Here is a 25373-nt window from a genome sequence, read left to right as displayed (position 1 = left end):
CAAATGAGTCAGAGCGCAGGTTTTGATCAACTTAGAAAAATCTTGCTGGAACAAGACCGGGAAGATCGGCAAGCGCTTGCCCAAAAACTAGAGGAACTCGATGCTCAGGTTAATGACAAGGAGAAATTAGAAGAGCGAGTAAACCCTATTTTGGTTGATCAGAATGGTGCTTTAAAGAATAATTTTTCTCAGCTTTTTGGTCCACAAATCACAGAGTCCATTCGTAAGCAGATTAAAGAATCTCAAGACGAAGTTGTGGAGGTGCTTTACCCAATTATTGGTAGAATGATCAAGAAGTATATTACTTCAGAGATTGAAAAACTATCGGAAAAAGTAGATGCACAAATGGAAATGGCCTTTTCGTGGGAAGGCTGGAAAGTGAGAATAAAAGCTTGGATTTCGGGTACCCCACAGAAAGACATGGTCATGTCAGGGCTGGTAGAACCAAAAATTGAAGAAATATTCGTAATTGAGCGTAATTCAGGTATTCTACTAGGGAGCTACACTAAAAAAGAATCATTGGATGGCGATATGGTGGCAGGTATGCTCACCGCTATCAAAGCCTTTGTAGAAGATGCTTTTTCTGCCGATAGCCAAGAGCTTGAAAGCATCGATTATCAGAACTACAAAGTAATTCTGAAAAGCTTTAATTCCTTCTATATTGCAGTAGTCACCTCAGGCATTGCCAACGCTAGTTTCAAAGATAAACTAGACGATCAGCTGCTAAACTTTGCTCAAAAAGTGTTGACAAAAGCTAAAGAGGGAGAAGAACCGAACCAAGAGCAAATCACAACCGGACTAGCCGAATACTTTAACGATTTTGAAGATGTCAGTGAGTAAAAAAGTTATACTCATTGGACATTTTGGTGTTGGGAAGTCTTCATTGGTCAAACGATTTGTACACCAAAAATTTTCTGAAGACTACATTACAACGATCGGTGTGAAAATCGATAAAAAAGTAGTCAATGTGAAAGGCCTCTCGGTGAACATGATCATATGGGATATTGCTGGAGAAGATTCTCAGCAAAAAGTACCCGCAAGTTATCGGCTTGGAGCTCACGGTGCCTTGTACGTTTTCGATGTGAGTCGCCCTTCTACTTATGAAAAGTTGACTGAAGAATTAGCCTTCTTAAATGACATTATCCCAGATATACCAATACAAATTCTAGCCAATAAATGTGATCTTCTTTCCGAAGAAGAATTAAAAGAAGTTTTAGAAAAAGTAGCTAACCCTCAGGTCTTTCAAACTTCTGCCAAAACGGGCGACCATGTGGAGGAAGCCTTCGAACTTTTGGCCAAATCGATGGTCTCATGAGTTCGGCGATCGATGAAATAAAGCTTGGCCTCGTCCAAAATAAATCCCAGGTAGTCATCTTCCATACCGATGGCCAAGTACAAAAAAGTTGCAACACCCTGTTTAATGTAAACTCAGCCTCTTCCATTTATAATCAGTTCGATTTTCTTAAAAGTTTGGAAGAACTCATTCCAACATTGCCTTTGGCAGAAAGGCTTCATTTTGGGGCAGTTGAGTGGGAAGAGCAGGTCAACGGACTATTTTCGATCAGCTTGGAAAGAGTTCAGCCCGAAACGGTTCATTGGGTAATTCAAGATAAGACGGAGGGAAAATCTGAAACGCAGAAAATTCAGCAGGAGCGAAACGAGGCCACTATCAACGAAGAGTTTCTAGATATTCAGCGCAAGTATCTTGAAATGGAGAAAGAGTTGCTTCATTATAAAAATCAGGAACTGGAGAGAATCCAAGCCTTTAAAACCCAGTTTTTTGCTGAAGTAAGCCACGAAATGCGAACCCCTTTAAACAGCATTGGCGGTTTAATTAATTTGTTACAAGAAGGACCGAAAAGTAGATCATCGGAATACCTGAAAGCGTTAAGTGCTACATCTACCCACTTAAATTCCATTATCAATGATATTCTGGACCTGTCGAAAGTCGAGGCGGGTAAACTTGAGCTAAATAATAGCCCTTTTGATCTACGGAAATCGCTCCAAAATGTAGTCACTGGCTTTTCTCATATGGTGCAGGAAAAGGGACTAGAACTGATATTGACTATTGATCAAGAAGTCCCAAAAACACTAGATGGAGATGCGGTCAGGTTAACCCAAGTCGTCTACAACCTACTGGGAAATGCTTTAAAGTTCACTGGCAATGGCCATGTCGAATTAAGGGTAGTGCGCCTAAAGAAATCATCGGAACGCTGCGAGCTAGGTTTCGAAGTTTCTGATACCGGCAAAGGTATGTCCCCTGAGAGTATTCAACGGATACTAGAACCGTATGGTCAAGCCGAAGGTCAGGATTACGGCCAGTACGGCGGCACGGGTTTGGGAATGGGTATTGCTAAAGAACTGATCAACCTCATGGGGGGTCAATTATCTATAAAAAGTGAGGTCGGTGTTGGAACTAAAATGGCTTTCTCGATTAATTTTGGGATAACTGGCGAGTCAATTCCGTCTAGCGATGAAATCACCCTTAGGCTAGGTCACTTGAACGTGCTGATCGCCGAAGACGACCCGGTGAGCCAAATGGTACTTAAAGACTCTTTGGCTAAATTTCAGATTTTGGCTCCTCAACTGGTGTCGAGTGTAAAAGAATTAAAAACAGCCCTTGAAACTTCAAAGTTCGACGTTGTTTTATCAGACCTGAACTTAACTGATGGTAATTCATTAGCGCTTTTTAGTGAGATGGCTGCGCAATCTTTGCCTCCAATAATTTTTCTATCTGGAGACATTAGCGAGCAACCAAAGTCCTTTGAATTCGATAATTGGCATTTTCTTTTGAAACCCGTCAATTTGAATGCCTTGGGTACACTTTTGAAAGGTATCAAGCCAACCTCCATGGTCGATCTTTCAAACTTAAAGGTGGCTACACACCAGAATGTGGATCTGATGAAAGAGTTGATTCAGATAATTCTAGATACACTACCAGAAGAAATAGAGAAGATAAATGTGGCGCTATCAGAAAGCGAATTAGTGATTGCCAAAAAGGGATTGCATAAAATAGGGCCAAGTGTGAGCTATTTGGGAAATGACCAATTAATTGATACGAGAAGGCTATTGCACGATCGCTTGGAAAATAGTGACGATATCACCGTTGAATTTGATCAATTCTCGGTTGAAATTTTAACCGCTCTTGGAGAATTGAAGGCCATTGAGATATGAAGTCTTATTAATTATTACCGAATTCTAATTGATAAATACCGAATCCTCATCCAATAGAAATATCTCCGAAACATCCCTGTTATTCGTACTGAATCAAAAACTCAAAATAATGCGAATTTTAATTTCAGTACTCTTATTCTTTTGTTGTGCCTCGGTCAAGGCGCAACAAGCAATCATTACAACCAGTGAATTGCCCTTAGGCATAGAGATAATTAACCGAGCCGGAGATTACTCCGATATTTCTGACTATTGCGATGGATTTGACGAGAACGGATTTCCAATTAATCTGGTCATTCCGTTTGACATGTCAATAGCTTATTTTTTGCCAACCGTCACTGCTGACAATAATGAAGGTTATTCTTATACTACACGCAAAGAGAGGAAGCTGGGACCAGTGGACAACCTTATTTACGAGTATGAGGGGAAGTCAGTCGGGTTCTTGGGCTCCTTGTCCTACAGCCCTGGCTCTAGGGGTTACCTACAGGTAAATTTCGAAGATGCAGGACAGTCAAAACAGCTCATTAACTTTCAGTTCCGAGTAGATTACAAAGAGCCTCATATTGAAGAGGTCTTGCTAGGTAGCGAAATAGTAGAGCTTATTAAAGAATCTTATGGCAAGGATATTTTTGATATTACCACTCGGAAATACGACGCTTGGAAGGAGAAAGGCTACTCCTCTACTGGTGGAGATACAATTCCAACGGACCTAGTGCTACCGAGATATGAGAACAGCATTTTTTTCAATATCACAGGAAATTATGACGTGACCAGGCTCATTCTAGAGCGCAATGGGGAAGAGATAGCTTACGATAAAAGTGAAATGCTATTCAATTGGGTGATGGATTTGTCCGATCTAAAACCTGGTAATTATAAACTGACTGTAGTTAATGATGAAAAGGTATACGGTGAGAAAATCGATAGTTTCGAGTTTACCATCAAGGAAGATTTCTGGGGCACATGGGGTTACTGGTTGATTGGAACTTTAGTTGTAATGGCCATCTTTTTCATCATCTATAGAATCAATGCCCAAAGAAAACTAGACCAGGCCAATGCCCTAAAGCAGATTTCGGAGGCCGAACTTAAAGCGATCCGCTCCCAGTTAAATCCACATTTTCTTTTCAATGCCTTAAATGCCATCCAAAACCTTGTCAACAAAAGTGAGACAGAAAAGGCGAACGACTACATAGCAAAGCTTGCCAAGCTGATGAGAAATGTACTTTCCCAGTCCGATGAGTCTTTACATGCTTTGTCCAAGGAGATAGAGTTAAGCAACCTTTATTTGGCATTGGAAAACATGAGAGTTCCTTTTGACTTTGAAATCCAAGTGGATCGTTCAATTGACCAAAACATGTTAGTGCCGACCATGATTTTGCAGCCTTATCTGGAAAATGCTGTGGTGCATGGTGTCAATAAGGCCTTTGCAACCATTGTTTCGGTGAAAATCTTTGAAAAAGAGGAACATTTAATCCTTGAAGTAAAAGACAATGGAAAGCCTGAGTCAACTTTTATTAATGAAGGGAGAGGCATGAGTTTAGGCAAAGATCGAATTGAAATAATTAAGAAGCAGTTGGGATCAGAAGCTAAGGTTGGGATTAAAACAAGAGCGTCTTCCGAAGAAGGCTTTTTAGTGACAATTCAACTACCGACTAATTTATAGTATGAAACAGTACACCGCCATTATAGTAGATGACGAACTCAACAATAGGGAGAACTTAAATGGACTTTTGGTCAAATACTGCCCGAACATTGAGGTAATTGGTCAAGCTGCCAGTGTGGCTGAGGCAAAAAAACTGATTAATACCACTTCTCCTGAAGTGGTGTTTTTAGATATTGAAATGCCAGGCGGAAACGGTTTTTCGCTCTTAGAAGGGATTCCTTCACAACCTTTTAAGGTGATTTTTGTCACCGCATATGATTCTTATGCTCTAAAAGCAATCAAATTTAGTGCGCTAGACTATGTATTGAAACCGATAGATAAAGAAGAGTTGATCGCTGCAGTTGAGAAATTATCGGATGAGTCTCAGAACAAAACTAAGATTGAAAACTTAGGCCATTACTTAAATGGAGGTGCTCAGAAAATTGCCCTTAGTTTAATTGACGAAGTGCGCCTAATAGATATCAACAAGATCATTAGGGTTGAAGCGGATAACAACTACGCTACGTTTGTACTGCAAAGTGGTGAAAAAGTGATTGTGTCTAAGAATTTGGGTCATTTCTATGATTTATTGAAAGATCATGGATTTTCCAGAGTACATCAGTCACATTTGATCAATCAGAAATTTCTGGAGCGGTATGTCCGAAAAGATGGAGGCTATTTGGTCATGGAAAATCAGGACCAAGTCCCAGTTTCACGTACCCAAAAGCAACACGTAACGAAGTTGTTTTCTTCGATATGAAAGTAATTATTAGAGGTTCGGATCCTTTATATCTGTAAACTTTGCAACAATACTTCCGATTTGCTTTGGTGTTAATGTGAGATTGTCGACAGGTATGAGAACAGGCTCATTTTTACTATGAAGTTTCAACAAAAGGCTCGTCTTTTCAGCATCAAGATATAGATAAGAGAATTGTATATCCGTCCAAGCTAAATACTTGTCTTTATCCCATTTTATACCTTTCTCATCGATAATAATTCGCTCACCTTTTTTAAAACTTAAAAAAGCTTGAAGAGAATAAAGTATTAAGAGAATTGCTATTTCTTTCGCACTCAAATTGCGATTCAAGTAATAAAATGCTCCGGCCAATAGAACGAAACTAAATAGGAATAGTCCTAAATTAAATTCTGCAGATTGGATTTCATATGACCTTCGGTATACCTTATTTGGGTTAAAGTTGGTTGCCTTGAAACTGCCACGGTATTTTTCCTCTTCAAGTTGGGCTTTATATTCCTGGTAGGCAGTTGGCTTTGTAGTAATAGGATCGACTTTTGCGTTTATTTTTTCGGAAAAACGCTCTAGGTAATCGATAATAGAAAACCAACGCTTATGAATTAGGTTGCCAAGGAAAACCAGCAGAACTGCTATGATTAGTTTTAAATAAAAGTTGTACTGATTTCTATTCTCTATTGATTCTTCATATTCTTCAAAATCGACGAATGTGTCGTCATCTACCCAATAAGAGTAAGCTTTGATGGTTGATTTTATATCTCTGCCTTTGCGAATCTTTACATTTAAATTATAACTTATACTAAACTCCAAGTACTGATTTGGCTCAGGTAATGTATAATCTTTAGAGAGTAACAGGCTTTGAAGATCACTGTCGAAGATTATTCTGACAGTATCAGCTAACTCGTAGGAATATAAGGTGAACTCCTCATTTACATTTTCGCCATTTATAAGATATCCGCTCAGTATATATGGTGCATATACTGGTTGCTCTTTGGACATTTCAGCGTAAAAGGGAAAAATAACTAACAAGCCGAACAAACCCCTAAAAAGGACTCTGTTCGACTTGATAAACTCTTTTAGGCTAGTAGAAATGATGGGAGTCTTTTACTGACCTACAAAGAATATGGCATTAGCCATAAACAGCTTTCCGTTTTCCCAGAAAGCTCTAAAAAGCGGGTTATCTGCAAAATAGACCATTGCTCCACCACCTTTATTTTCCACGCCAAACACCATGGATTTTGCTAATTGCTCTTTGGCGTTTTTGCCTGCCACACCAGAAACATGCGACTCAGCACTTTCAATTATGCCAACATTCCAACCATTTGGTAGATAAGCTAGTCTTGAACTGTTATTCTTAATAGTGAAGTATTGGTTGGCGTAACCGAAGCCCAGCGGATGAGTGTTGTCAATTTTTAATTTAAAGATTGCCCCTGGAAGACGAGAATCTTCGAACCTTTTTCCACGATCGGCATATGAAGTAAGCGCTGCTTGTTCTCTTTCTTCAGCGGTTGCTTTTTTCGGTTTATCGTCACTAGATCTACGCTTCAATTGGAAACCTTTTTTGCCCACAAACGAATTGATAGCTCTTTCAATGGCAATGACTTTTCCTCCGCCTCTTACCCAAGCGTTGAGAGATTTCATGCCTTCTTCGTTCAAAATACCACCATAGCCGCCAGAAGGCATCACAATAACATTATAGTCATCCAAGTTTACCCTTCCGAAAGAACTCGTATTGACCATAGTGATCGGGTAATTGAGTTCTTGTTCCATAAAGTACCAGAATTCACCAAATCCTAGAGACGATACGCCATTGCCCCTCAATGCTAGAATTTTAGGCTTTTGGATAAAAGGAACATTGTTTGACCCAAAGTCTTTACCAGCTTCCACAAACGTTGTTGGGGTAGAATAGAGACTTCGGTTATACTTGGAAGCCGTGCTTTTTACAAGTTCGTCGAATTTACTCTTCATATGAGTATTTCCTTTCCTTGTGATGATCAATGTACCCGGATTGAATTCTCGGCCCGTCACCGTGAATGTTTCAACCGCAAACCGAATTTTGATATCGTGTTTAAGTAATTCACCCAAAAACTTAGCATCCTCAAGCGTTTCCCATTTGGCTAGGTAGGCTGCTGGCTTATTACCAACTAGTACCTTTTCAGGTTTTGCGATCGTGATTTCTGCTGGGCTTACATTCACCTTAGTTTCTGTGGCAAAAGCATCTAACCCTAGCATATATGGCGCTGCCCAGGCGGTAATATCATAAGTATTAGAAGTACTGGTATAAGTGTCAGGTTCAAAGAACGCTTGAACTAAAACCGCCTTTGGCTGATAAGCAGATATAACGATATCACCATTCTGAATAGACATATTTTTGGTCGTACCTGTCATATAATCAAAAGCCGAAACAGCTTTACGGGTGGAACCTGTCCCATAAAGGATCTTATGCCTTTTGAGGAAGTCCTCTAATTGCTTCAGCTTATCAGGGTGGTTCGTACCTCTAATGACGTAAGTCTTAAATTTTGCTTTTGGACTATTAACAGCATTGTCGAAATAGGCGGTGAATTCATCCACCATTTTTGCTGAATTGACCGAAGCAGTTTCAACCGTTGACATACCTGTAGTGAAGTGGTGCGCGATGGCATCTGCTAATTTAAGCGTATCGCCTTCGTCAGTCAGAATTGCCAAATCACTACTGGCTTGTTCGTATGTCATTCCTATAGCGCCATTGTACATAGGGTAGGAGTCGCCATAGCTCGGATAAAGAATATCAAAGCTCTCTTTAGTAAAGAATAACCATCCGTTTTCATCGAAATACTTTGCATGGTTCTTCCCAATCATCTCCTGAAAATCTCTTTGCCATTGGGTGACTTGCTCGTGAACAGGTTCTGCCGCTGGCGCGAAGTAATAAGGGCTATTACTGCCTTGCTCGTGAAAATCAACATGAATGTGCGGCATGATTGTGTTATAAAGCTTCATTCGGTGTTGCGATTCCACCTGCTTTTGCCAAGCCCAATCTCTGTTTAAGTCGAAAAGATAGTGGTTGGCTCTTCCCCCCGGCCATGGTTCGTCGTGCTCAGCAGCCTCACGACTTGGATTTGGAGTAGTACCTGCTACTTGATTGATCCAATTAGAATATCTATCCCGACCATCAGGGTTCACGCAAGGGTCCATAATAATCACTGTATTCTTTAACCAAGCTTGAGCTTCACGATTCCCAGGTCGGACCAATTCATACAAAGTCTTCATGGCGGTTTCCGTGCTGTTCGCCTCATTTCCGTGAACATTATAACTCAACCAGACAATTCCGATCTTTTCTCCAACCGGATCGCCTTCCATCAACTTAGCGCGTTTCAAGTTATCGGTTCTAATCTGTTCCCAATTATCCATGTTCTGTTGTGAAGAGAGGATATTGACCACTAAAGGCCTTAGTTCGTTGGTTTGACCATATTCTTGAGTAGTTACATTGCTCATTTCTCCGGCTACATACTGGTAGTAGTCTACCACCTTGTAGTGAGGGGTAAATCTTGTGCCAAGCTCATATCCTAAAAACTCATCGGGACTTTTTAAGGACTGTGCTTGAAGGCTAGCAATAGTAAATACAAGTAAAATAAGGGTACTGAAAAGTCTTTTCATTATGAGATTTTTAAGGAGGCGGAATTTACATGAAATGCCCACGAGATACAACACGATCTTATGCGGGGGATTTTATCTGCAGAATAAAGAATTGGCTTTTGAGTAGCAACTAATCTCACACTATATCGAGAAAATTATAGTAAACTGATAAGATAATATTGAAAAAATGAAGTTAAGAATATAAATATATATTAATTAAAATGTTAATTTTCTGATGAGTTTTTGAAAAGGCTGGCAGCTCTCTCAATACTGATTAAAAGGAGTCTAACATGGCAGCCATCAAAATACACTATTTCAAGGGTCTAAAGGCCTATTATGCAAGGTTTGGTCGAAAATGGGTCGTTGAAGAGAATGGTCAGCGCACGTCTTTCAATTCTTTTGAAGATATGATTAGCGAGTACCCTATTTTAATGGAGTTACCTGTGATGCAGGTTGCCGCGCTCCGAAGAATGCGAGGTAAGTATAAACCAGCAATGAAGAGAAAGGGAAAACCGCCAATCAATGTAAGAATAACGGTAGTGAGAGAAAAGTTGGTTACCTGCTACTATTGCTCAGGTAAGGGAGAGGTATTTGATGGGTTTGTTTGCCCTAATTGTAACGGTAAAAAGCAGTTTTTGGTGACAACCCGAGGTTTGGGTTAGATAGAGAATTCGCTAAAGCACTAAACTTACCTTAAAGATGCTACATGGCTAGTATGTCCAATTGAATTTTAGCGTTTAAGCAATACTGAAAATGGAATAATGATTAGTTTTCCATGTGAAGCCGAATCAACGCCGATACTTTATCGCACTCATCCCACCCGATCCACTCCAAAGTGAAACCCAAAGGATAAAAGAATCTTTCTACCAAGTTTATGCTAGTAAAGGTGCTTTAAGGTCTCCTGCACACATCACACTACATATGCCATTTCTCTGGAGAGATGATAAAGAGGAGAGGTTATTCAATTTGCTTGTGCATGCAACTAAAGAGACTGAATTTACCCTCACGCTAAATGGATTTGGCTGTTTTCCACCCAGATCAATCTTTATTAATGCTGAGAAATCACAAGAGTTAATTGACTTTCAGAAGCGTCTAACGAATTATACGAAAAGAGCGATGAACCTCTTCAACTCTACCCATAATAAGGGCTTTCATCCCCATATGACGGTCGCCTTTAGAGATTTAAAGAAAGACAAATTTGCTGCTGCCTGGGAGGAGTTCCAGTCAAAGAATTTTCGCGCCGAGTTTTTAGTCAACTCTTTTTGGTTGTTAAAGCACGATGGAAAAGTTTGGGTGCCCTATCGAGAGTTTCAATTTGAAGTGTAGGGTAGTTTTATTTCTATCCTGACATTATCGCCAAGTATTAGGTGGTTTTTACCCACTTTATAATCTCTTCTGTCAAGCTCCAATCCACCAACGAAAAACCAAGTAGGATTACTTTGGTCAATGGTGAAGTCAATCTGTACCTCCCGTTTAGTTCCTTTGATCTTCAAATCGCCCAACATGCTGTAACCCTCGGCGGTTTTTTTAATGCTGGTTGATTTAAATGTAAGATTTGGATGATTTTCTACGTCAAAGTATTTGGCTTTTCTGAGATGTTTGTCCCGCGCCTTATTTCCTGTGTTGATGGATTTAGTAGGAATACTGACTTCAAAACGCGATGTTTCAAGGTTCTCTATACTAAACTTTTGTGTGACGGTAATCTCATCAAAAGTGCCATCAACGGTTAATCCAGCATTTTTAATGAAGAAGGTTACTTCGGTCTTATCGGATTGTGCATAACCAAAAGAGGTTAAGCATACGAGTATAAGTATGGTACTAATTCTTGTAAGCATGGAGAACTCCTGTGTCTTTAATTAATTTGACATAATCCGTCAACTTCAATTCTAATTCTGTTGGCCCAACGGCATATGGGGCGATTTCGAATGGGTTGAAATAAAATATTAAACTCTTATTGATAATGGCGAAGTTGTCGTTCAGTTCAAACTTTCCATTTTCGAAGTAGTAGCCTTTTACCTTCAATGCTTGTGAAGGAGGTATTTCTTTTAACATTCTGAACTCAATTTCAGCTGCATCATTCAATTCCCTTTCATAACCAACGCTGAGTATATCGCTAAGTTGTATAGGATCGCCAGTGGCTAAGTCGTAACTTCTATAGACCTGATAGGCGTTCGGGTGGGCCCCTCCAGTATAGGAATATATGGTGGATGCTACGCTAATGAAAGCGGAGTCTTGGTAGATAATGTCCGAATTTACTTCCATTGACCAAGAAGCTTTGTATTCGGGCAAATCCTTCAATACATCTTCATAGGCCGTCGATAATTCACTAATTAAGCTTTCGAAGCTATCGGGTTTATCAGAGATAAAAGCGTATTCAAAAATGTTGAACTTTATGTTCTCGTTGATTTTTTCAATCACCGCTGCAGGAACTTTTCCATTGATTTTTGGGTACTCGACGCTATACTCAAGGCACTGACTGGATAGGCTATCCGTTGCACATGGTCCCTTTTGCCCAACGAGGCGCTCCACCTCATAATCAACATAACTTGGAATGGCATCGGGCACTTCGATCGGTAGATTTTGCTCTGATTTAGAACCAAAATCGCAAGAGGAAAGTGAAAGTGCTGCTAGGAAAGTAAGGAGGTAGGGTTTCACTCGTCGAATTTGAAATTGATAAACTTGGTGTCTTTGTCAAGCTTATAACTCTTAAGCTTTCCTTTTGATTTAAAATGAACGATGTTTTGTTGATCGTCGAATACTTCCATAAGCGCTACATTGGTTACTTCAACTTCATCTACCTTTTCCACATCTAATATTTCGTAGTAGCACCAGCGGCCATCGCCTTCCAATTCTGAGCCCAAATAAGTGATCTCCTTTTTAGAACCGTTGATTAAAAAAGACACCTTCGTCTTGATATAATTTCCGATCAGGCTATCCAAAACCTGTTCATCAGACGGCTTATAAGTATCGATTCGATCGATTTTATGAAACTTCTTTAACCCAACTTCTAGGTCATCCAGAAATATACGGTGACTCACTTGTACCGACTTACTCTTAACATCGTGTTCTATATCCGTAACACTAACGTGAAAAGGGTGCCAAAACAGATAAGCACTAAATAAAACCGAATAAATAAGGTTTAGCTGCATGCCTTTAAGTTTTATAGGGAGATTCAAAATTAAACTTTATTATTGCATTCCTTACAAATTCCAGGCCCTAATTAAATCCTCATTATGAGCCAGTTTGGCATGTATTTCGACATTGGACGAGCCCATATTTTAGACTGGCAGGCCTATGATCACATTTTGTTTGTGGTTGCATTGTGCGCGATCTACCTACTCCAAGATTGGAAGAAGGTTTTAATTCTAGTGACCGCTTTTACGATTGGTCATTCTATTACCCTGGCCTTAAGCACCCTAGAGATTGTAAAAGTCAGGTCGGACATTATCGAATTCTTAATTCCTGTGACCATTTTTATTACTGCGCTTTCAAACCTTTTAAGAAAACAGAGTGCGCTTACACCCTCGAATTTGAACATGAATTACTTTTTCGGGATGTTCTTTGGCCTGATTCATGGTTTGGGGTTCTCGAATTATTTAAAAAGTATTTTGGGGAAAGAGGATAGTCTTGTGACACCGCTTTTATCCTTTAATCTGGGCTTAGAACTGGGTCAGATTATCATAGTATTGGTATTTATGATTATCTCCTTTGTCTTTGTGAACCTCTTTAATGTGGCGCGAAGAGATTGGAACTTAGTAATTTCATCGGCAGTTGGGGGAATCGCCCTAACCATGATGATGGAAACGAAATTTTGGTAAACTTAACATAATAAAGAATGAAGAGACTTTGTCTTATTACACTGGCTATGACATTTATGGGTGTCGGTGCTTTTGCTCAAGTGGTAAACAGCAACCACGGTAAGCGTTTTGAACAGCTTGAGCGCATGCTGCGTGATCCGAGTGTATACAGATCTGCCTCTGGAGCACCAGGACCACAGTACTGGCAGCAAAAAGCAGATTATAAAATTGAGGCAACCTTAGATGATGAAAATCAGAGGTTGACTGGTGCTGAAACCATTACCTATTACAATAACTCACCAGATCCACTGGAATACCTTTGGATTGCTTTGGATGAGAACGTAAGAAAACCTGATAACGATTCTTATAAGTTTGAACCGAGTCGTATTCGTCCACGAATGACCTACGATCAACTCGACGCCTTAGATGGGCATGATAATGATTGGGGTTTCCATATTATGGAAGTGAAAGACGCCAAAGGAGCCGATATGAAATACACCATCAACCAAACAATGATGCGTGTAGATTTAAAATCCACTTTAAAGCCTGGGTCAAAGATTGAATTGAACATCAAATGGTGGTACAATACAACTCCTAGAGCTATTTCTGGTGCACGTGGAGGCCATGAATATTTCCCAGAAGATGGTAATTATATCTACACTATGACAGGTTGGTTCCCTAGAATGGCAGTTTACTCTGATTTCCAAGGTTGGAACAACAAACAATTCACAGGAAGAGGCGAATTTGCTTTAACTTTTGGTGATTATGATGTGAAAATGACTGTACCTGCCGATCACGTCGTAGGATCGACAGGAGTATTAAGCAATGCTAAGTCAGTGCTAACCTCAGAACAACAAAAACGATGGGAACAAGCAAAAAAAGAACTTGTTGAACCTGTTAAAATTGTGACATTAGAAGAGGCGAAGGAAAACGAAAAGAACAAAGCTTCTGGCACAAAAACATGGCACTACAAAGCAGATGACGTTCGTGACTTTGCGTGGACTTCCTCAAGAAAGTTTGTTTGGGACGCTATGGCAGTGGAGATAGAAGGAAGAAGTGATAAGCCAATGGCCATGTCTTACTATGCAAAAGAGGCCTATGGAATTTATGAAAGATATTCTACTAAGGCTGTAGCCCATACGCTTCGTACCTATTCACGTTTTACAATCCCTTATCCATACCCAGTTGCTATTTCAGTAGAGGCATCTAATGGAATGGAATACCCGATGATTTGCTTCAACTACGGTAGAACCCTACCTGATGGTACTTATGCTGAGTCTACAAAATATGGTGCTATCGGCGTAATCATTCATGAAGTGGGACACAACTTCTTCCCGATGATCGTGAACTCAGATGAGCGCCAGTGGACATGGATGGATGAAGGCTTGAATACGTTTATGCAGTATCTTACTGAGCAAGAGTTTGATCCAAATTATCCGCATAGAAGAGGACCAGCGCATAAAATCGCACCTTATATGGCCTTACCAAAAACGCAGTTAGAGCCAATAATGACCAATTCAGAAAATATTATTGGTTTTGGTAATAACCAATATGCAAAAGCCGCAGCTGGACTGAATATACTTCGTGAAACGATTATGGGAAGAGAGCTTTTCGATTTTGCGTTTAAAGAATATGCGAGAAGGTGGGCCTTCAAACACCCAACGCCAGACGATCTTTTCAGAACTTTGGAAGATGCTTCAGCGGTAGATATTGACTGGTTCATCAAAGGATGGTACTTCACGATCGACAATGTGGATATCGCAATTGATGATGTAAAATGGTACCAGTTGAGTACTAAAAACCCAGAGATAGAATATCCAATTTTGAAAGAACGTGCTAAGCAATCTCAAAGTGACTTAGCCGCGAATAGAAATAGAGCAGAGGGACGTAAATTCTATGTGGAGGAAGATGAAAGACTACAGGATTTCTATTACTCTTATGATCAATTTGAAGTTACCGACGCTGCCAAAGCTGCTTATCAAAGGTTTGATGCTACGCTTAGTGATGAAGAGCGAGCAATCTTAGGAGACAAGGCTAACTTCTACGAGATAGAATTCTCTAATGTTGGTGGTTTGGTTATGCCGATCATTATCGAATGGACATTTGCTGATGGCACCAAGGAAGTGGATAGAATTCCTGCTTACATCTGGAGAAAGAATGAAGAAAAGGTCACTAAAGCCTTTATGAAGAAAAAAGAAGTAGTACAGATCAAACTAGATCCGGATAGAGAAACAGCAGATACAGATGTTTCGAATAACTACTTCCCAAGAGTGAACAAGCCTTCTAGGTTTGAACTATTCAAGAGCAGAGGTGGAGCGGCTAGAGGCCAATCTTCTGGTTCTAACCCAATGCAAAGAGCTGGCGGTAGATAATACCTTTAGTATTTATACAAAAAAGCCTTCCCTGAAAAGAGGGAAGGCTTTTTTATTTGCTTAAGCATTAATCGATTTATAGATCGCAGAGAAGTCAAGTTCCCCAAAACCATTTTCTATAGCCGCTTTATATAGCGTTTCAGTTTGCTCCAAGCTTGCCATTTTTACTTTCAGTTCACTGGCAGTATCAAGAGCCAGCATTATGTCTTTATGAATCCACTTTAGAGGGAAATTCGTTTCGAAGTTGTCATTTGCAAGTCTTGTTTTTAAACCTCCAATGAAAGGTGCCGTCACAGGCGTTACAGTTAAGATATCCAGCAACTGATTAGAAGGTAAGCCCATTTCTTTACCAAGGGCCATTGCTTCTGAAAAAGCAGTCATTGATTGGGCTAGTAACAAATTGATGAGCATTTTTAAGTTTGCCCCGTTGCCAACTTCATCCAAAAAGATGGACTTTCTGCCCATACTGTCAAAGTATGGAGCCAAAGCTTGAAGCTCTTCTTGTTTTCCACCTACGAGGAAAAGGAGCTCACCATTTTCAGCAGGAGCCTTACTACCCGCCACTGGAGCATCGACAAAATTCACTTTCGCCATAAGCGCCTTTTTGGATAATGCTCTACTAAATGATGGATTCACAGTACTCATATCTACCCACCATGAATCATGCTTCAAATTGGGTAGAATTTTATCTGAGACTTCTTGTACAACTCCTGGTGTGGAAAGCATCGTAAAAACAATATCTACAGATTTGGCTAGCGCCTCAGGACTTTCGACGAATTCAGCGCCTTTTTGTAACAAGTCCTGCGCCTTCGACTTTGTGCGGTTGTATAACACAAGTTCGAAGCCTGATTTGATTAAGTTGGTAGCCATTCTGCTACCCATAATTCCGAGTCCGATAAATCCAATTTTCATAAAATGCTTTTAGGTTTTTCAATAATATATAGCGGCAAATAGACCATATGGTGAGTACAGAAGTTGTGTTTTTCGATCAACTTGGCCAATTGATCGAAAATTACTTCACTTGGGTTAGGGCATACTGTTTGGGAGTTATGTTATACTGCTTCTGGAATGTTTTAATGAAGTGGGGAACATCGTTAAAACCAGATAGCTGCGCTGCATAGACTATAGGTATATCTTCTTCTACGAGTAATTTGCGCGATTTTTCAAGGCGTTGCTTAATCAACCAAGATTTGGGGGATGTACCGAACTGATGGTGAAAAGCCCTGCGAAAAGTTGAAACGCTCCTGCCAGAAAGTGTAGCATAGTCTTCAACAGCCAAAGGCTTATCATAGTGTGCTTTCATAAATGTATCCAAGTCCTTTTTTGGGCTTGTGTTCAATGTCCGAAATCTGCTAATGAGCTCACTGTTATCTGTTTGGATGAGCAGGTTGAATGCTTCATGCATTTTAGTGGTCGCTAGAACGTTATCGGCTTTAGCATCTAAATAAATAGAAAGGGTTTGCTTGGCAAAAGTGCCGAACTGCGTCGGTAAATCAAGTTTATAAGGTGCTCTTTTAGCATCAGAAGTTGACTTTTTCATTAAACCACTTTTGCCTAAGTAGTCATCCAAAAACGTGCTGTTGAAAAAAAAGACGATAGCCTCAAAGCCGGCTGCCTGAGCGAATATGTCAGTGATGGCATAAAGACCCGCTGGTAGCAATACCATTTGATTCGCCTCTACTTTTAATGGCAGACTATCATCCGAATGTACATTTAAGGCACCTTGAAGTACCAAGGTGATGGCATGTGATGAGAGTAGTCGGTGATTGTCTAAAGTATGTCTATTCGTTTTTTTATGAACGATACCGCACTGATTATCGGCCATTAATGTCGTAATCTGCTTAGAATGATAAAATGCTTGCGGTAGTATCTTCATTTCTGAACGGCTCGATGCCAATATCGGAAAGAAGAATTAAGAAAAATTGTGTTTTTCGATCAGATTTAGTTTTTCATGTCTGTTCGGCTTATTTACCCTGAGGGCTGAAGGTTACGTACTTTCGCTTAGGTTCTTCCAGGCCATCGTAAATCGGAAAGAAAATTCCTTTGATTACATTCTTTTGATCTTGAAATACGTAGACCGTACCCAATTCTTGTTCAAAGCCCGTTCCAGGTTCGGGATAAAAGTCAAACTCAAAGGCACTAATGCCTTCTAGATTATATGTAAAGAAAACTTTACTCAAGGCTTCCGATTTATTGACTACAGCTTGGGTAGAATCAGTTGTAAAAGCTATCTGATTATTACTGAGGATATGATTTTCGATTTTGGCTGTGTATTTCGATTCAATTAAACGCGATGTGGATAAACTTTTAACATCCAGCTTTTCAAAATGGTAAAATGTGGGGCGATCGTCTAGTGTAGAACTTAAAATGATCTGTCCATTATCAACTTTTCCGAATAGCGTATCCCTTGGACCGTAAAGTTGAATGTCTTCTTTGTCCAGGTCGAAAGTCCACCTTTCTTGCCCATCCCATGAATGACTAATCGCCTTGTTTTGCGCTTGAAATTTAAAAGTCATCAAACCTGAATTATAAAGGAAGGAAGAGTCTTGGGGTGCAGAATCATCAATCTCAAACGACCCATTATTATCGACCATAGTGTAAACAGGCTGAAGAACCTTTACATAAGTCATAATCCATAGTTCGTTCTCTTTCTGTGCGAGAGCGGATAATGAACATAGAACTAGGCTAAATGCAATGATTTGTTTTCGCATAGCCAAATATAAGCCGAATCTACTTTTTCCTAAAACCTTAGTTATGCCAAGCTGGCAAACTGCTGCTGCCAGGTTTTTTTAAAGCGAACAAAAATAATGGTGCCTAAAAGCATAATACCAGCTGTTGCGATGCCGACCATACCAAAAAAGGGCGTTTCTGGAATTCTAGTCAATGCTTCAGATGCAAAAGCAGCATAAAGCCCGATAACCGACCAGTACATGAATGAGAAGTGTCTGTAAATCCAGCCTTTCTTTTTGCGTTGTATCACTGGAATCATGCCGCCAATGAGTGTGAGTGTGCTGGCAATAGCTGCGTAGTGAAAAATGCCAAATCCACCAAAAAGTCGATAAGTCATAAAAGCAGTAACATTCAAGACTAACATAGAAGCCACATAGACATAGCCAATTTTTACATGTTGTTTAGTGCCTTTTCTCACGATTAGCACGAAAACACCAGTAATCACGGCCACTAAAGCTGAAATTAAATGAACTAATCCTACGTTACTACCAATTAAATTGTCCATGCAACTATTTGTCTAACCAACGTTTAAAAATCTGTACTTTATCTCTACTCACAATGGCATCCATTTCATCAGAACCGTTGAGAATTAATCTTAAACGACTATTTGAGTAGGTCACAATGTCATTTACAGCGTCAAGGGAGACCAGGTACTTTCGATTGATGCGGAAAAACCGTTCTGGATCCACTAACTGTTCTACTTGCTCCATGGTATAGTCGATAATGAAGCGTTTGTTTTCTGTGGTTTGTAAGTATGTGGCCTTCTCTTGGCTAAAGAAGAAAGCTGTCTCAGAGACTGGCAGCGTACGAATATGTTCCCCTATTTTGACAACAAATCGTTCTTTATACTTTTTAGTCATCATTTGAACAGCTTGTTCTATGAGCGTCATATTCACCTGCGGTGATTCTTCTGACTTAAATCGCTCTTCATACTTATTCAGCGCATGTTCTAGTTCTTCTGGGTCAATTGGTTTGAGAAGATAGTCGACACTGTTGAGTTTAAAGGCTTGAATGGCATATTCGTCAAAAGCTGTAGTAAATATGATGGGTGCATTGACCTGCACTTGGTCTAAAATTTCGAAACTGAGGCCATCGGCTAGTTGAATGTCGAAGAAAAGTAAATCGGCTTCATTTTCTTTTAACCAGGCCACGGCTCTTTTTACAGAGTCTAGTTTGGCTAATATTTCAATATTCGAATCAAGCTTTTCTAATAGGGTGACCAGCCTTTTTGCCGCCATTGATTCGTCCTCTACAATAAGTACTTTCATGATGAAAATGACAATAGGGGAAGTTTAACAATAAATTCAGTATCTGTTTCTTGTATTTCTACCTTGTTTTCGCTCAAAAACTCGTATCGAGCAGCTATATTTTTTAAGCCTACACCAGCTGATTCCTCGATAGGGATATTCTTCTTTTGAAGGTTGTTTTTGACTATGAGAGTTTCGTTATTTTCGACATATATATCTATGGTGAGGGGCTCTTCTTCGGCTATTGTATTATGCTTAATGGCGTTTTCAAGGAGCATTTGCAATGCAATTGGAGGTACCAAACGTTGTTCGTAGCCTGATATTTCAATATTGACCTTGAGTTTATCGTCGAACCTGATTTTCTGAAGAAATAGGTACGACTTCACAAACGCCATTTCTTTTTCCAAAGAAACTACCTCTTGAGACTGTGTATCAAGTACGTAACGATAAACTTTTGACAGCTTTCTAATGAAATCTGCGGCCATATCTTGGTTTTCATAAACCAAATTTGTTAGTGCATTTAAGCTATTAAATAGGAAGTGTGGATTCACCTGATTCTTTAGGGACTCATACTTAGTAGACATCTGTTCCCGCTTTATGCGCTCGGTATCTATAGATGCTTTTCGCCAATTGTCTAAGAAGGTTTTAGCGAACAGGAAAAATGATATAAAGAAGGTGATACCAATGGAAATCCACACATCTCTACTGCCCCAACTCGTACTGATACCTGGTATAAGATTGTAAGACCAATTCAGAAAAACGATTACTAGAGGGGTGTAGATAAATACTGTTATAACGCCCAGAATGAATCGCTTCCCAGGATTTTCGAGCCAGGAAATTTTGTTGTTCCAAAAGTCGACTAGGTACTGGTTACCCTTCCAGAAGAATAACCACATAAAACCTGAATAGGAAACGCTATACTTTATGAGTTTCCAGCTCTGCTCTACCATGTCTGGATTGAATGCGAATGACATGGCACAACCCAGCATGAATATTAGAAATCCTTGGAAGATTTCGTTTTGCCAGCGCTTCTTAAATTGGGGAATCCTCATTTCTAAATATAATATTTATACCGATTGTGACTTGAACTGTGCTTTATATTTCCGGCTCCAGTAACTAATAATCGGAGAGCCTACAAGCGCTGGTAAAACCCATAACACCCAACTCATTTCGGAAGGAATCTTGAAGATTTCTCCATTTTGAACAAGGAAAGCCGTGATGGAGGCGATGAGGCTTCCTGCCATGGCATTCATATGGGCAAAAAACCACCACATTTTTTCAGCATTGGCCAGATTCTTAAAACCTTTGTAGCTCAGTCTGCCAGTTTGTGTTGTAAAATACCCAAAGAATAGGCAGAGATAACCCAGTATGGACGAGAACTCTGATTTGATAAGGTAATTAACACCCATGCCTATCATTACAATCCCAAAACCCATGGTCACTACTGCTGCAATCCAGTCGATCGGTGCGGCTTTTTTAGTTCTTTTGATCGTGATAACTCGGTAGCCTGAAAAAGCCATATAAAAGCTGAAAACTGCGATTACCATCAGAAATGAATTGAACCGAATCAGGCTGATAATGAGCATCGCACTGATAAACACCCAAAACATACACCAGAAGTATACTTTACCTACTTGTCTGTGCAACTTTCCACCTTTCTTCCCGAAAAATGCCGCGCTTAAACCAGTCAATAGGGAGATAATTGCGGTTACAACGTGAGAGGTTATGAGTATTTTTTCTAGCAATTCCATAAGGGTATCAAAAAGTGTAAACGTTGGTTCCCTATTAAGAGAACCAACCTTAATGTAAAGTATTATTTACCGCACTGTGCTATTAACGACTCCGCCATGTCCTTACCCCAAGTCGGGTCTAGGCTTTTGCCAGTTTCTTGTGCATCAAATGCTGGTAAAGTCTTTTTAACCATAGCACAAGGCTTATCAGTTGGCGATCCAAAGAATTGGGCCATACCAAACTGCATTTGTGCTAATAGCGCTTGAGCTCTTGGGTTTTCTGGGTTTATTTTCAATGCAATGCTAAAGTGCTGCATTACTTTTGGAGAAAGCATTTGACCTCTGTTTCCCGAGTCAGCTGCTAATTGTGCCATATAATTATAACCCTGTAGGGCTACCACTTCTGAGTTGTTAGGCGCCGCTGCTTTTGCTTTATCTATAAACGTTTGAGCCTTTGAGGTATAGCTATCTTTTGTTGCAATATCTTCGGCCTTAAAAGACATATTAATATAGCTTAAAGCGGCATAGTAATGTGGATGCCATTCACTATCTATTTTAGCCGAAATTCTTTCAAATTGGCTAGCCACTGCTTGAGTTTCCTCAAGGCTTCCTGCTTGACCTAAGGCAGTCAAACCCTTTTGCATGGCTTTGATATATGCCTCTTGGCCTTGACCGTGAAGTGAAAAACCTGCTATTAATAATGCGATTAATAAGAATATCTTTTTCATGTTTTTGAATTTTGCGTTTGTGATGATATAAAAGTAGTGTCCCCATCAACCGGGTTGAAAAAAGACTTACCCAATCGTAGTATTTTGAGGATGAGTCGTCGGTATTGAAATCCTAAATCCATGTAGTTCTAAACCGAGGTGATCATAGTCATGGTTTAGAGCGGAATTCTACCATCAGTTTAAGGTAAATAGATGAAAAAAGCCCATACGCTACTACGCGCATGGGCTCGACCTTGTGTGTTTGATTTAGTGTTTAATATCCACCTAAGTACATAATTTCTACATACTGATCGCTATCTTCTGTAACCTCAAATGCTGCATCATCGAAATCTGGTGGGCCCATTTCTCCTTGAGCTTCATTAGAGAATCCATAGCCTTCAAGTGGCATACCATAACTATTGAAATCTAGTTCTTCGTTACTGTTTTCATCATGCATAACGGCAATGGCATACTCTCCAACAGGAACTTCCTCAAATACTATTTCGACGGAACCTTTTTCCACTGCTATCGACTTTGTCATAAAGGCATCGTCACCCGGAAATTCTGTTTCCCCATTGTGGAGTGCTACCATCACATAGCCATCTTCGTTTCTTAAACCATCAACCGTTACGGTGATTGTTACCTTTTCTACTTCTTTTGCTGGAACCATGCCCAATGCCAGTCCCAAGGTTAATATCATTGCTGTAAGTGTTTTCATAATATGCTTTTTTCGTTTTTGATATTATAAAAGTAAGGGTGGCCCGTGCGTCTAGAAAAAAGGTCTTACCGAATCGTAGAATCATACGGATGAATCGTAGTTGTATCTTTTATCGAAGTATGATGCGCTTCTAAAACGCAAAAAGCCCGCTAATTCTAGCAGGCTTTTTAATCAGGGTAAACAGCTATTACATGCCCATATATACTATTTCTACGCTATGATCAGTATCATCTGAAACTTCAAAAGAAGCATCATCAAATTCTGGAGGGCCCATTTCAGCGGTCGCCTCATTTGAGAACCCAAAACCTTCGATCGGCATGCCATATTGGTTAAAGTCCATCTCGTCATTTCCATTTTCGTCGTGTAACACGGCAATAGCATATTCGCCTTCCGGTACTTTTTCGAAAACTACTTCAATACTGCCTTTTTTGGCCTCCGCTGACTTCATCATAAAGCCCTCGTCTCCTGGAAAATCCGATTCTCCGTTATGCAATGCGATGGTAATGTTGCCATCACTATTTCTAATCCCGTCAATGGTTACGGTCAGCGTTACTTCTGCCTTTTGCTCCTTAAATGGCACGAATAAAATGCCTAATGCTACGATAATTGTTGTAAGAGTTTTCATATGTTCTGTATTATAAGTTGTCTAATTGATTTTCTTGGCCATCTTTCGTTAGTGTGATAAACAAGCCGAGGAATATAAATCTCTTGGCGGCCTGTTTAATCGGTTGACTATTGTAAAATCCATTATTGTCGGGTTGAGTAGCATATTGATAGCCAAATATGTTGTCCCTTCCCAAAACGTTGGATGAAGACATGTAAATAATGATGTTTTGCTTCACTAGTATGGCAGCACCTAAGCTTAAATCATGAAAAGCTGGTGTTCTATCGTTTTGGAAACCATCTCTATTCGGGTTGTGAAAGCTTCTTGCCGATGCATAATTATAGGTAGCACCGAACTGAACTCTCAGTGGCTGCACAAAGTGCTTTAAGACGAAAGAGAAATTGTGTTTCGATAAAAAAGATGGTGTTGCCACGGTGTTAAAGTCTTGGTAGTCGCGCTGAGAGTCTACATAGGAATAAGATACCCAATAGTCAGTCTCCTTGAAAGTTTTACCATCTCTCCAGAATACGTCTACACCTCTAGCTTCTCCAAAACCATTGTTATTGAAATTTAATGGATTAAAGTCGTTCAAATCCTGATACTTCACTAAGTCGTCATAATCCTTCAAATAAGTCTCAACTCTAAATACACGACTGTCTTTAAAATACTGATAGTTCAGAATGTAGTGCGTCGCACGTTCTGGCGCTAAATTGTTGTTTACAAGGGCAAATTCATTTTGAGGTGCCTGTAAAAACTTTCCATATGCCAGCGAAAATTGGCCCGTTTCGTTCACTTTATAAGACATGGCAATTCTTGGGCTCACCCATGCCTGGTTTAAGAGCGACGAATGCTCGAATCGAAGCCCCGTTCTAAGGATTAACTTATTCGAAGCGAAATAATCTGACTCTACAAACGTGGCCAAAGTATTGTCTTCAAAGTTGAATGCTTCTTGTGTACTGGTTAATTCAAATTCACGGTCGAAACGCTTGTGAAGAACTTCCGTGCCTATGTTTACAGACACTTTTTCACTTGCATCCCAGTTGAAGGCAATTTTACCATGTAAACCACGCTCTATCTCATCGATTTGATCTGCATTGAAACCAATATCTTCCCTATTATATGTAGTAGAAAGACCTCCACGAACCGACCATTTCTTGTTAAGTATATCTTTATAGTTCGCGTTTAAGTAGAAATACTTATTGTCAATGCTGATGGTGTCCTTGATACCATCTCGATCAATATTTGGCTGTCTGATCGTGAAGTTGGACAAATCTGCGTTAGCGTAAACCTTCAATAAACCAGTTTCATTCACCTTTTGACGGAAGACAAACTCGCCAACCTTGCCTACAGGAGCGCTTTCCCAATCAAAGTTTTGACTGATTAAATCCTGATAAGGGCGTAAATCAGTGTATTGAACCTTACCTGAAATGGAAGTATTGTCCCATCTTTTAGTGTACGCCAAATCACCACCTACTGACATTAGCGAGATGTCGCCTTGTGTTTTATCTGCGATATCATTTGAGTTTAAAACGAGTGCCGAAGAAAGGGCTTGACCATATTCCGATGAATATCCTCCAGTGCTAAATGTAGTTCCTTTAAAAAGGAAAGGGCTAAACCGTCCTCGCGTCGGCACATTTGGGGCTGTGGCACCAAAAGCGTTTCTAACTTCTAATCCGTCGATAAAAACCTTTGTTTCATAACCTTCGCCACCACGAACGAACAAACGACCTGACTCACCAACCGTTGCTGTACCTGGCAACGTATTGATAGCACCCATGATATCACCAGCTGCGCTGGCTGTTGTTACGATATCTAAAGGTTTTAACACCGTGATTTTCTTCACATCACTGGCTTCAAAGGCTCCTGCCGTAATAGTAACACCATCGAGTTTATTGATCGCCTCTTTGATAATAAGCTTTAGATCGATGACCTTTCCTTCGATCTTTACAGGCTGTTCTAAAGTCTTGTAACCAATAAAACTTACAATTAATATTTGGTCACCGGTTTCTGACGTTTCGAAAGAAAACGATCCATCTGATAAAGTACTGGAACCATCGAAAGAGTCTTTGATGTAGACATTTGCCCCTGGAATGGACTCTCCTTTATTATCACTGACGCTACCTTTAATGGTAGTTTGCGACCAAGCATTGACAGTGCTAAGGAGTACAATTGTTAAGATTAATTTGAGCTTTTGCATAACGTGCTGTTTTGATACTCAAATGTGCAATGACTCATGCACTCCTATAAATAAGAGTTACCGAACCGTAGAATTTCTATGATGGACCGTAGGAAGTA

General features: G+C 39.9%; 25 protein-coding genes. 9 read left to right on the top strand and 16 right to left on the bottom strand.

Going from position 1 to position 25373, the window contains the following annotated elements; translation table 11 throughout:
• Positions 1-3 precede the first annotated feature (3 nt).
• The 5 genes from BFP71_RS04690 (at position 4) to BFP71_RS04670 (ending at position 5570) form a co-directional block, all read left to right on the top strand.
• Complete coding sequence (locus tag BFP71_RS04690) at positions 4-840, top strand: hypothetical protein (RefSeq protein WP_069834269.1); 837 nt, start codon at positions 4-6, stop codon at positions 838-840.
• Positions 827-1315, top strand: a complete 489-nt coding sequence (locus BFP71_RS04685; protein ID WP_069834268.1) for a Rab family GTPase — start codon at positions 827-829, stop codon at positions 1313-1315. The genes BFP71_RS04690 and BFP71_RS04685 overlap by 14 nt, the downstream gene beginning before the upstream one ends.
• Positions 1312-3174, top strand: a complete 1863-nt coding sequence (locus BFP71_RS04680) for a hybrid sensor histidine kinase/response regulator (protein ID WP_069834267.1) — start codon at positions 1312-1314, stop codon at positions 3172-3174. The genes BFP71_RS04685 and BFP71_RS04680 overlap by 4 nt, the downstream gene beginning before the upstream one ends.
• A 109-nt stretch (positions 3175-3283) precedes the next feature.
• Complete coding sequence (locus BFP71_RS04675; protein WP_069834266.1) at positions 3284-4831, top strand: sensor histidine kinase; 1548 nt, start codon at positions 3284-3286, stop codon at positions 4829-4831.
• A gap of 1 nt (position 4832) precedes the next feature.
• Entirely contained in the window at positions 4833-5570 is a 738-nt protein-coding gene (locus tag BFP71_RS04670; protein ID WP_069834265.1) for a LytR/AlgR family response regulator transcription factor, read from the top strand.
• 9 nt (positions 5571-5579) lie between these two features.
• On the opposite strand, the gene BFP71_RS04665 is transcribed toward BFP71_RS04670, so the two are convergent.
• Together BFP71_RS04665 and BFP71_RS04660 are read right to left on the bottom strand one after the other, a co-directional pair.
• A complete protein-coding gene (locus BFP71_RS04665; RefSeq protein WP_069834264.1) occupies positions 5580-6560 on the bottom strand; it encodes a hypothetical protein in 981 nt (326 codons plus the stop codon).
• 105 nt (positions 6561-6665) lie between these two features.
• On the bottom strand, positions 6666-9194 hold the full coding sequence (locus tag BFP71_RS04660) for a M14 family metallopeptidase (protein ID WP_069834263.1): 2529 nt from the start codon (positions 9192-9194) through the stop codon (positions 6666-6668).
• 269 nt (positions 9195-9463) lie between these two features.
• Here BFP71_RS04660 and BFP71_RS04655 point away from each other — a divergent pair, with 269 nt between their 5' ends.
• Positions 9464-9835 (top strand): hypothetical protein, encoded by a 372-nt coding sequence (locus BFP71_RS04655; protein ID WP_069834262.1) that lies wholly within the window; start codon positions 9464-9466, stop codon positions 9833-9835.
• Positions 9836-9950: 115 nt separating this feature from the next.
• Positions 9951-10499, top strand: coding sequence for a 2'-5' RNA ligase family protein (locus tag BFP71_RS04650; RefSeq protein ID WP_069834261.1), 549 nt, complete (start codon positions 9951-9953; stop codon positions 10497-10499).
• On the opposite strand, the gene BFP71_RS04645 is transcribed toward BFP71_RS04650, so the two are convergent.
• Genes BFP71_RS04645 through BFP71_RS04635 form a run of 3 tightly spaced genes read right to left on the bottom strand, consistent with a single transcriptional unit; the run spans position 10484 to position 12322 of the window.
• Positions 10484-11008 (bottom strand): YceI family protein, encoded by a 525-nt coding sequence (locus BFP71_RS04645; protein WP_069834260.1) that lies wholly within the window; start codon positions 11006-11008, stop codon positions 10484-10486. The genes BFP71_RS04650 and BFP71_RS04645 overlap by 16 nt on opposite strands.
• On the bottom strand, positions 10992-11828 hold the full coding sequence (locus tag BFP71_RS04640; protein ID WP_069834259.1) for a DUF3298 and DUF4163 domain-containing protein: 837 nt from the start codon (positions 11826-11828) through the stop codon (positions 10992-10994). Before BFP71_RS04640 ends, BFP71_RS04645 begins: the two co-directional genes overlap by 17 nt.
• The gene (locus BFP71_RS04635) at positions 11825-12322 is read right to left on the bottom strand and encodes a DUF6702 family protein (protein ID WP_069834258.1); all 498 of its coding nucleotides are present in this window, start codon (positions 12320-12322) and stop codon (positions 11825-11827) included. The genes BFP71_RS04640 and BFP71_RS04635 overlap by 4 nt, the downstream gene beginning before the upstream one ends.
• 84 nt (positions 12323-12406) lie before the next feature.
• On the opposite strand from BFP71_RS04635, the gene BFP71_RS04630 reads away from it, so the two are divergent.
• Positions 12407-12991, top strand: coding sequence for a HupE/UreJ family protein (locus tag BFP71_RS04630; RefSeq protein ID WP_069834257.1), 585 nt, complete (start codon positions 12407-12409; stop codon positions 12989-12991).
• Between the two features lie 17 nt (positions 12992-13008).
• On the top strand, positions 13009-15342 hold the full coding sequence (locus BFP71_RS04625) for a M1 family metallopeptidase (protein WP_069834256.1): 2334 nt from the start codon (positions 13009-13011) through the stop codon (positions 15340-15342).
• 60 nt (positions 15343-15402) lie between these two features.
• On the opposite strand, the gene BFP71_RS04620 is transcribed toward BFP71_RS04625, so the two are convergent.
• The 11 genes from BFP71_RS04620 to BFP71_RS04570 form a co-directional block, all read right to left on the bottom strand.
• Positions 15403-16254, bottom strand: coding sequence for an NAD(P)-dependent oxidoreductase (locus tag BFP71_RS04620; RefSeq protein ID WP_069834255.1), 852 nt, complete (start codon positions 16252-16254; stop codon positions 15403-15405).
• A gap of 100 nt (positions 16255-16354) precedes the next feature.
• The gene (locus BFP71_RS04615) at positions 16355-17218 is read right to left on the bottom strand and encodes a helix-turn-helix transcriptional regulator (RefSeq protein ID WP_069834254.1); all 864 of its coding nucleotides are present in this window, start codon (positions 17216-17218) and stop codon (positions 16355-16357) included.
• Positions 17219-17306: 88 nt separating this feature from the next.
• The gene (locus tag BFP71_RS04610; RefSeq protein WP_069834253.1) at positions 17307-18053 is read right to left on the bottom strand and encodes a hypothetical protein; all 747 of its coding nucleotides are present in this window, start codon (positions 18051-18053) and stop codon (positions 17307-17309) included.
• Positions 18054-18094: 41 nt separating this feature from the next.
• Entirely contained in the window at positions 18095-18577 is a 483-nt protein-coding gene (locus tag BFP71_RS04605) for a DUF2306 domain-containing protein (protein ID WP_069834252.1), read from the bottom strand.
• A 4-nt stretch (positions 18578-18581) separates the two neighbouring features.
• A complete protein-coding gene (locus BFP71_RS04600) occupies positions 18582-19340 on the bottom strand; it encodes a LytR/AlgR family response regulator transcription factor (protein WP_069834251.1) in 759 nt (252 codons plus the stop codon).
• Positions 19337-20371, bottom strand: a complete 1035-nt coding sequence (locus BFP71_RS04595; RefSeq protein WP_069834250.1) for a sensor histidine kinase — start codon at positions 20369-20371, stop codon at positions 19337-19339. Before BFP71_RS04595 ends, BFP71_RS04600 begins: the two co-directional genes overlap by 4 nt.
• A gap of 15 nt (positions 20372-20386) precedes the next feature.
• Positions 20387-21070: a hypothetical protein gene (locus BFP71_RS04590; protein ID WP_069834249.1), complete on the bottom strand. Its 684-nt coding sequence runs from the start codon at positions 21068-21070 to the stop codon at positions 20387-20389.
• A 62-nt stretch (positions 21071-21132) separates the two neighbouring features.
• Positions 21133-21777, bottom strand: coding sequence for a tetratricopeptide repeat protein (locus BFP71_RS04585; RefSeq protein ID WP_069834248.1), 645 nt, complete (start codon positions 21775-21777; stop codon positions 21133-21135).
• A 253-nt stretch (positions 21778-22030) separates the two neighbouring features.
• The gene (locus BFP71_RS04580; protein ID WP_069834247.1) at positions 22031-22474 is read right to left on the bottom strand and encodes a DUF2141 domain-containing protein; all 444 of its coding nucleotides are present in this window, start codon (positions 22472-22474) and stop codon (positions 22031-22033) included.
• Positions 22475-22661: 187 nt separating this feature from the next.
• Positions 22662-23099: a DUF2141 domain-containing protein gene (locus tag BFP71_RS04575; RefSeq protein WP_069834246.1), complete on the bottom strand. Its 438-nt coding sequence runs from the start codon at positions 23097-23099 to the stop codon at positions 22662-22664.
• Between the two features lie 10 nt (positions 23100-23109).
• Positions 23110-25275, bottom strand: a complete 2166-nt coding sequence (locus BFP71_RS04570; RefSeq protein WP_069834245.1) for a TonB-dependent receptor — start codon at positions 25273-25275, stop codon at positions 23110-23112.
• Positions 25276-25373 lie beyond the last annotated feature (98 nt).

Source organism: Roseivirga misakiensis (genome assembly GCF_001747105.1).
GTDB lineage: Bacteria > Bacteroidota > Bacteroidia > Cytophagales > Cyclobacteriaceae > Roseivirga > Roseivirga misakiensis.
This window is presented reverse-complemented; position numbering and strand designations above follow the sequence as displayed.

Coding starts and splice junctions, on each gene's coding strand:
- BFP71_RS04690 (WP_069834269.1), top strand. CDS start 4: ATGAGTCAGAGCGCAGGTTTTGATCAACTTAGAAAAATCTTGCTGGAA.
- BFP71_RS04685 (WP_069834268.1), top strand. CDS start 827: ATGTCAGTGAGTAAAAAAGTTATACTCATTGGACATTTTGGTGTTGGG.
- BFP71_RS04680 (WP_069834267.1), top strand. CDS start 1,312: ATGAGTTCGGCGATCGATGAAATAAAGCTTGGCCTCGTCCAAAATAAA.
- BFP71_RS04675 (WP_069834266.1), top strand. CDS start 3,284: ATGCGAATTTTAATTTCAGTACTCTTATTCTTTTGTTGTGCCTCGGTC.
- BFP71_RS04670 (WP_069834265.1), top strand. CDS start 4,833: ATGAAACAGTACACCGCCATTATAGTAGATGACGAACTCAACAATAGG.
- BFP71_RS04665 (WP_069834264.1), bottom strand. CDS start 6,560: ATGTCCAAAGAGCAACCAGTATATGCACCATATATACTGAGCGGATAT.
- BFP71_RS04660 (WP_069834263.1), bottom strand. CDS start 9,194: ATGAAAAGACTTTTCAGTACCCTTATTTTACTTGTATTTACTATTGCT.
- BFP71_RS04655 (WP_069834262.1), top strand. CDS start 9,464: ATGGCAGCCATCAAAATACACTATTTCAAGGGTCTAAAGGCCTATTAT.
- BFP71_RS04645 (WP_069834260.1), bottom strand. CDS start 11,008: ATGCTTACAAGAATTAGTACCATACTTATACTCGTATGCTTAACCTCT.
- BFP71_RS04635 (WP_069834258.1), bottom strand. CDS start 12,322: ATGCAGCTAAACCTTATTTATTCGGTTTTATTTAGTGCTTATCTGTTT.
- BFP71_RS04630 (WP_069834257.1), top strand. CDS start 12,407: ATGAGCCAGTTTGGCATGTATTTCGACATTGGACGAGCCCATATTTTA.
- BFP71_RS04625 (WP_069834256.1), top strand. CDS start 13,009: ATGAAGAGACTTTGTCTTATTACACTGGCTATGACATTTATGGGTGTC.
- BFP71_RS04620 (WP_069834255.1), bottom strand. CDS start 16,254: ATGAAAATTGGATTTATCGGACTCGGAATTATGGGTAGCAGAATGGCT.
- BFP71_RS04615 (WP_069834254.1), bottom strand. CDS start 17,218: ATGAAGATACTACCGCAAGCATTTTATCATTCTAAGCAGATTACGACA.
- BFP71_RS04610 (WP_069834253.1), bottom strand. CDS start 18,053: ATGCGAAAACAAATCATTGCATTTAGCCTAGTTCTATGTTCATTATCC.
- BFP71_RS04605 (WP_069834252.1), bottom strand. CDS start 18,577: ATGGACAATTTAATTGGTAGTAACGTAGGATTAGTTCATTTAATTTCA.
- BFP71_RS04600 (WP_069834251.1), bottom strand. CDS start 19,340: ATGAAAGTACTTATTGTAGAGGACGAATCAATGGCGGCAAAAAGGCTG.
- BFP71_RS04595 (WP_069834250.1), bottom strand. CDS start 20,371: ATGAGGATTCCCCAATTTAAGAAGCGCTGGCAAAACGAAATCTTCCAA.
- BFP71_RS04590 (WP_069834249.1), bottom strand. CDS start 21,070: ATGGAATTGCTAGAAAAAATACTCATAACCTCTCACGTTGTAACCGCA.
- BFP71_RS04585 (WP_069834248.1), bottom strand. CDS start 21,777: ATGAAAAAGATATTCTTATTAATCGCATTATTAATAGCAGGTTTTTCA.
- BFP71_RS04580 (WP_069834247.1), bottom strand. CDS start 22,474: ATGAAAACACTTACAGCAATGATATTAACCTTGGGACTGGCATTGGGC.
- BFP71_RS04575 (WP_069834246.1), bottom strand. CDS start 23,099: ATGAAAACTCTTACAACAATTATCGTAGCATTAGGCATTTTATTCGTG.
- BFP71_RS04570 (WP_069834245.1), bottom strand. CDS start 25,275: ATGCAAAAGCTCAAATTAATCTTAACAATTGTACTCCTTAGCACTGTC.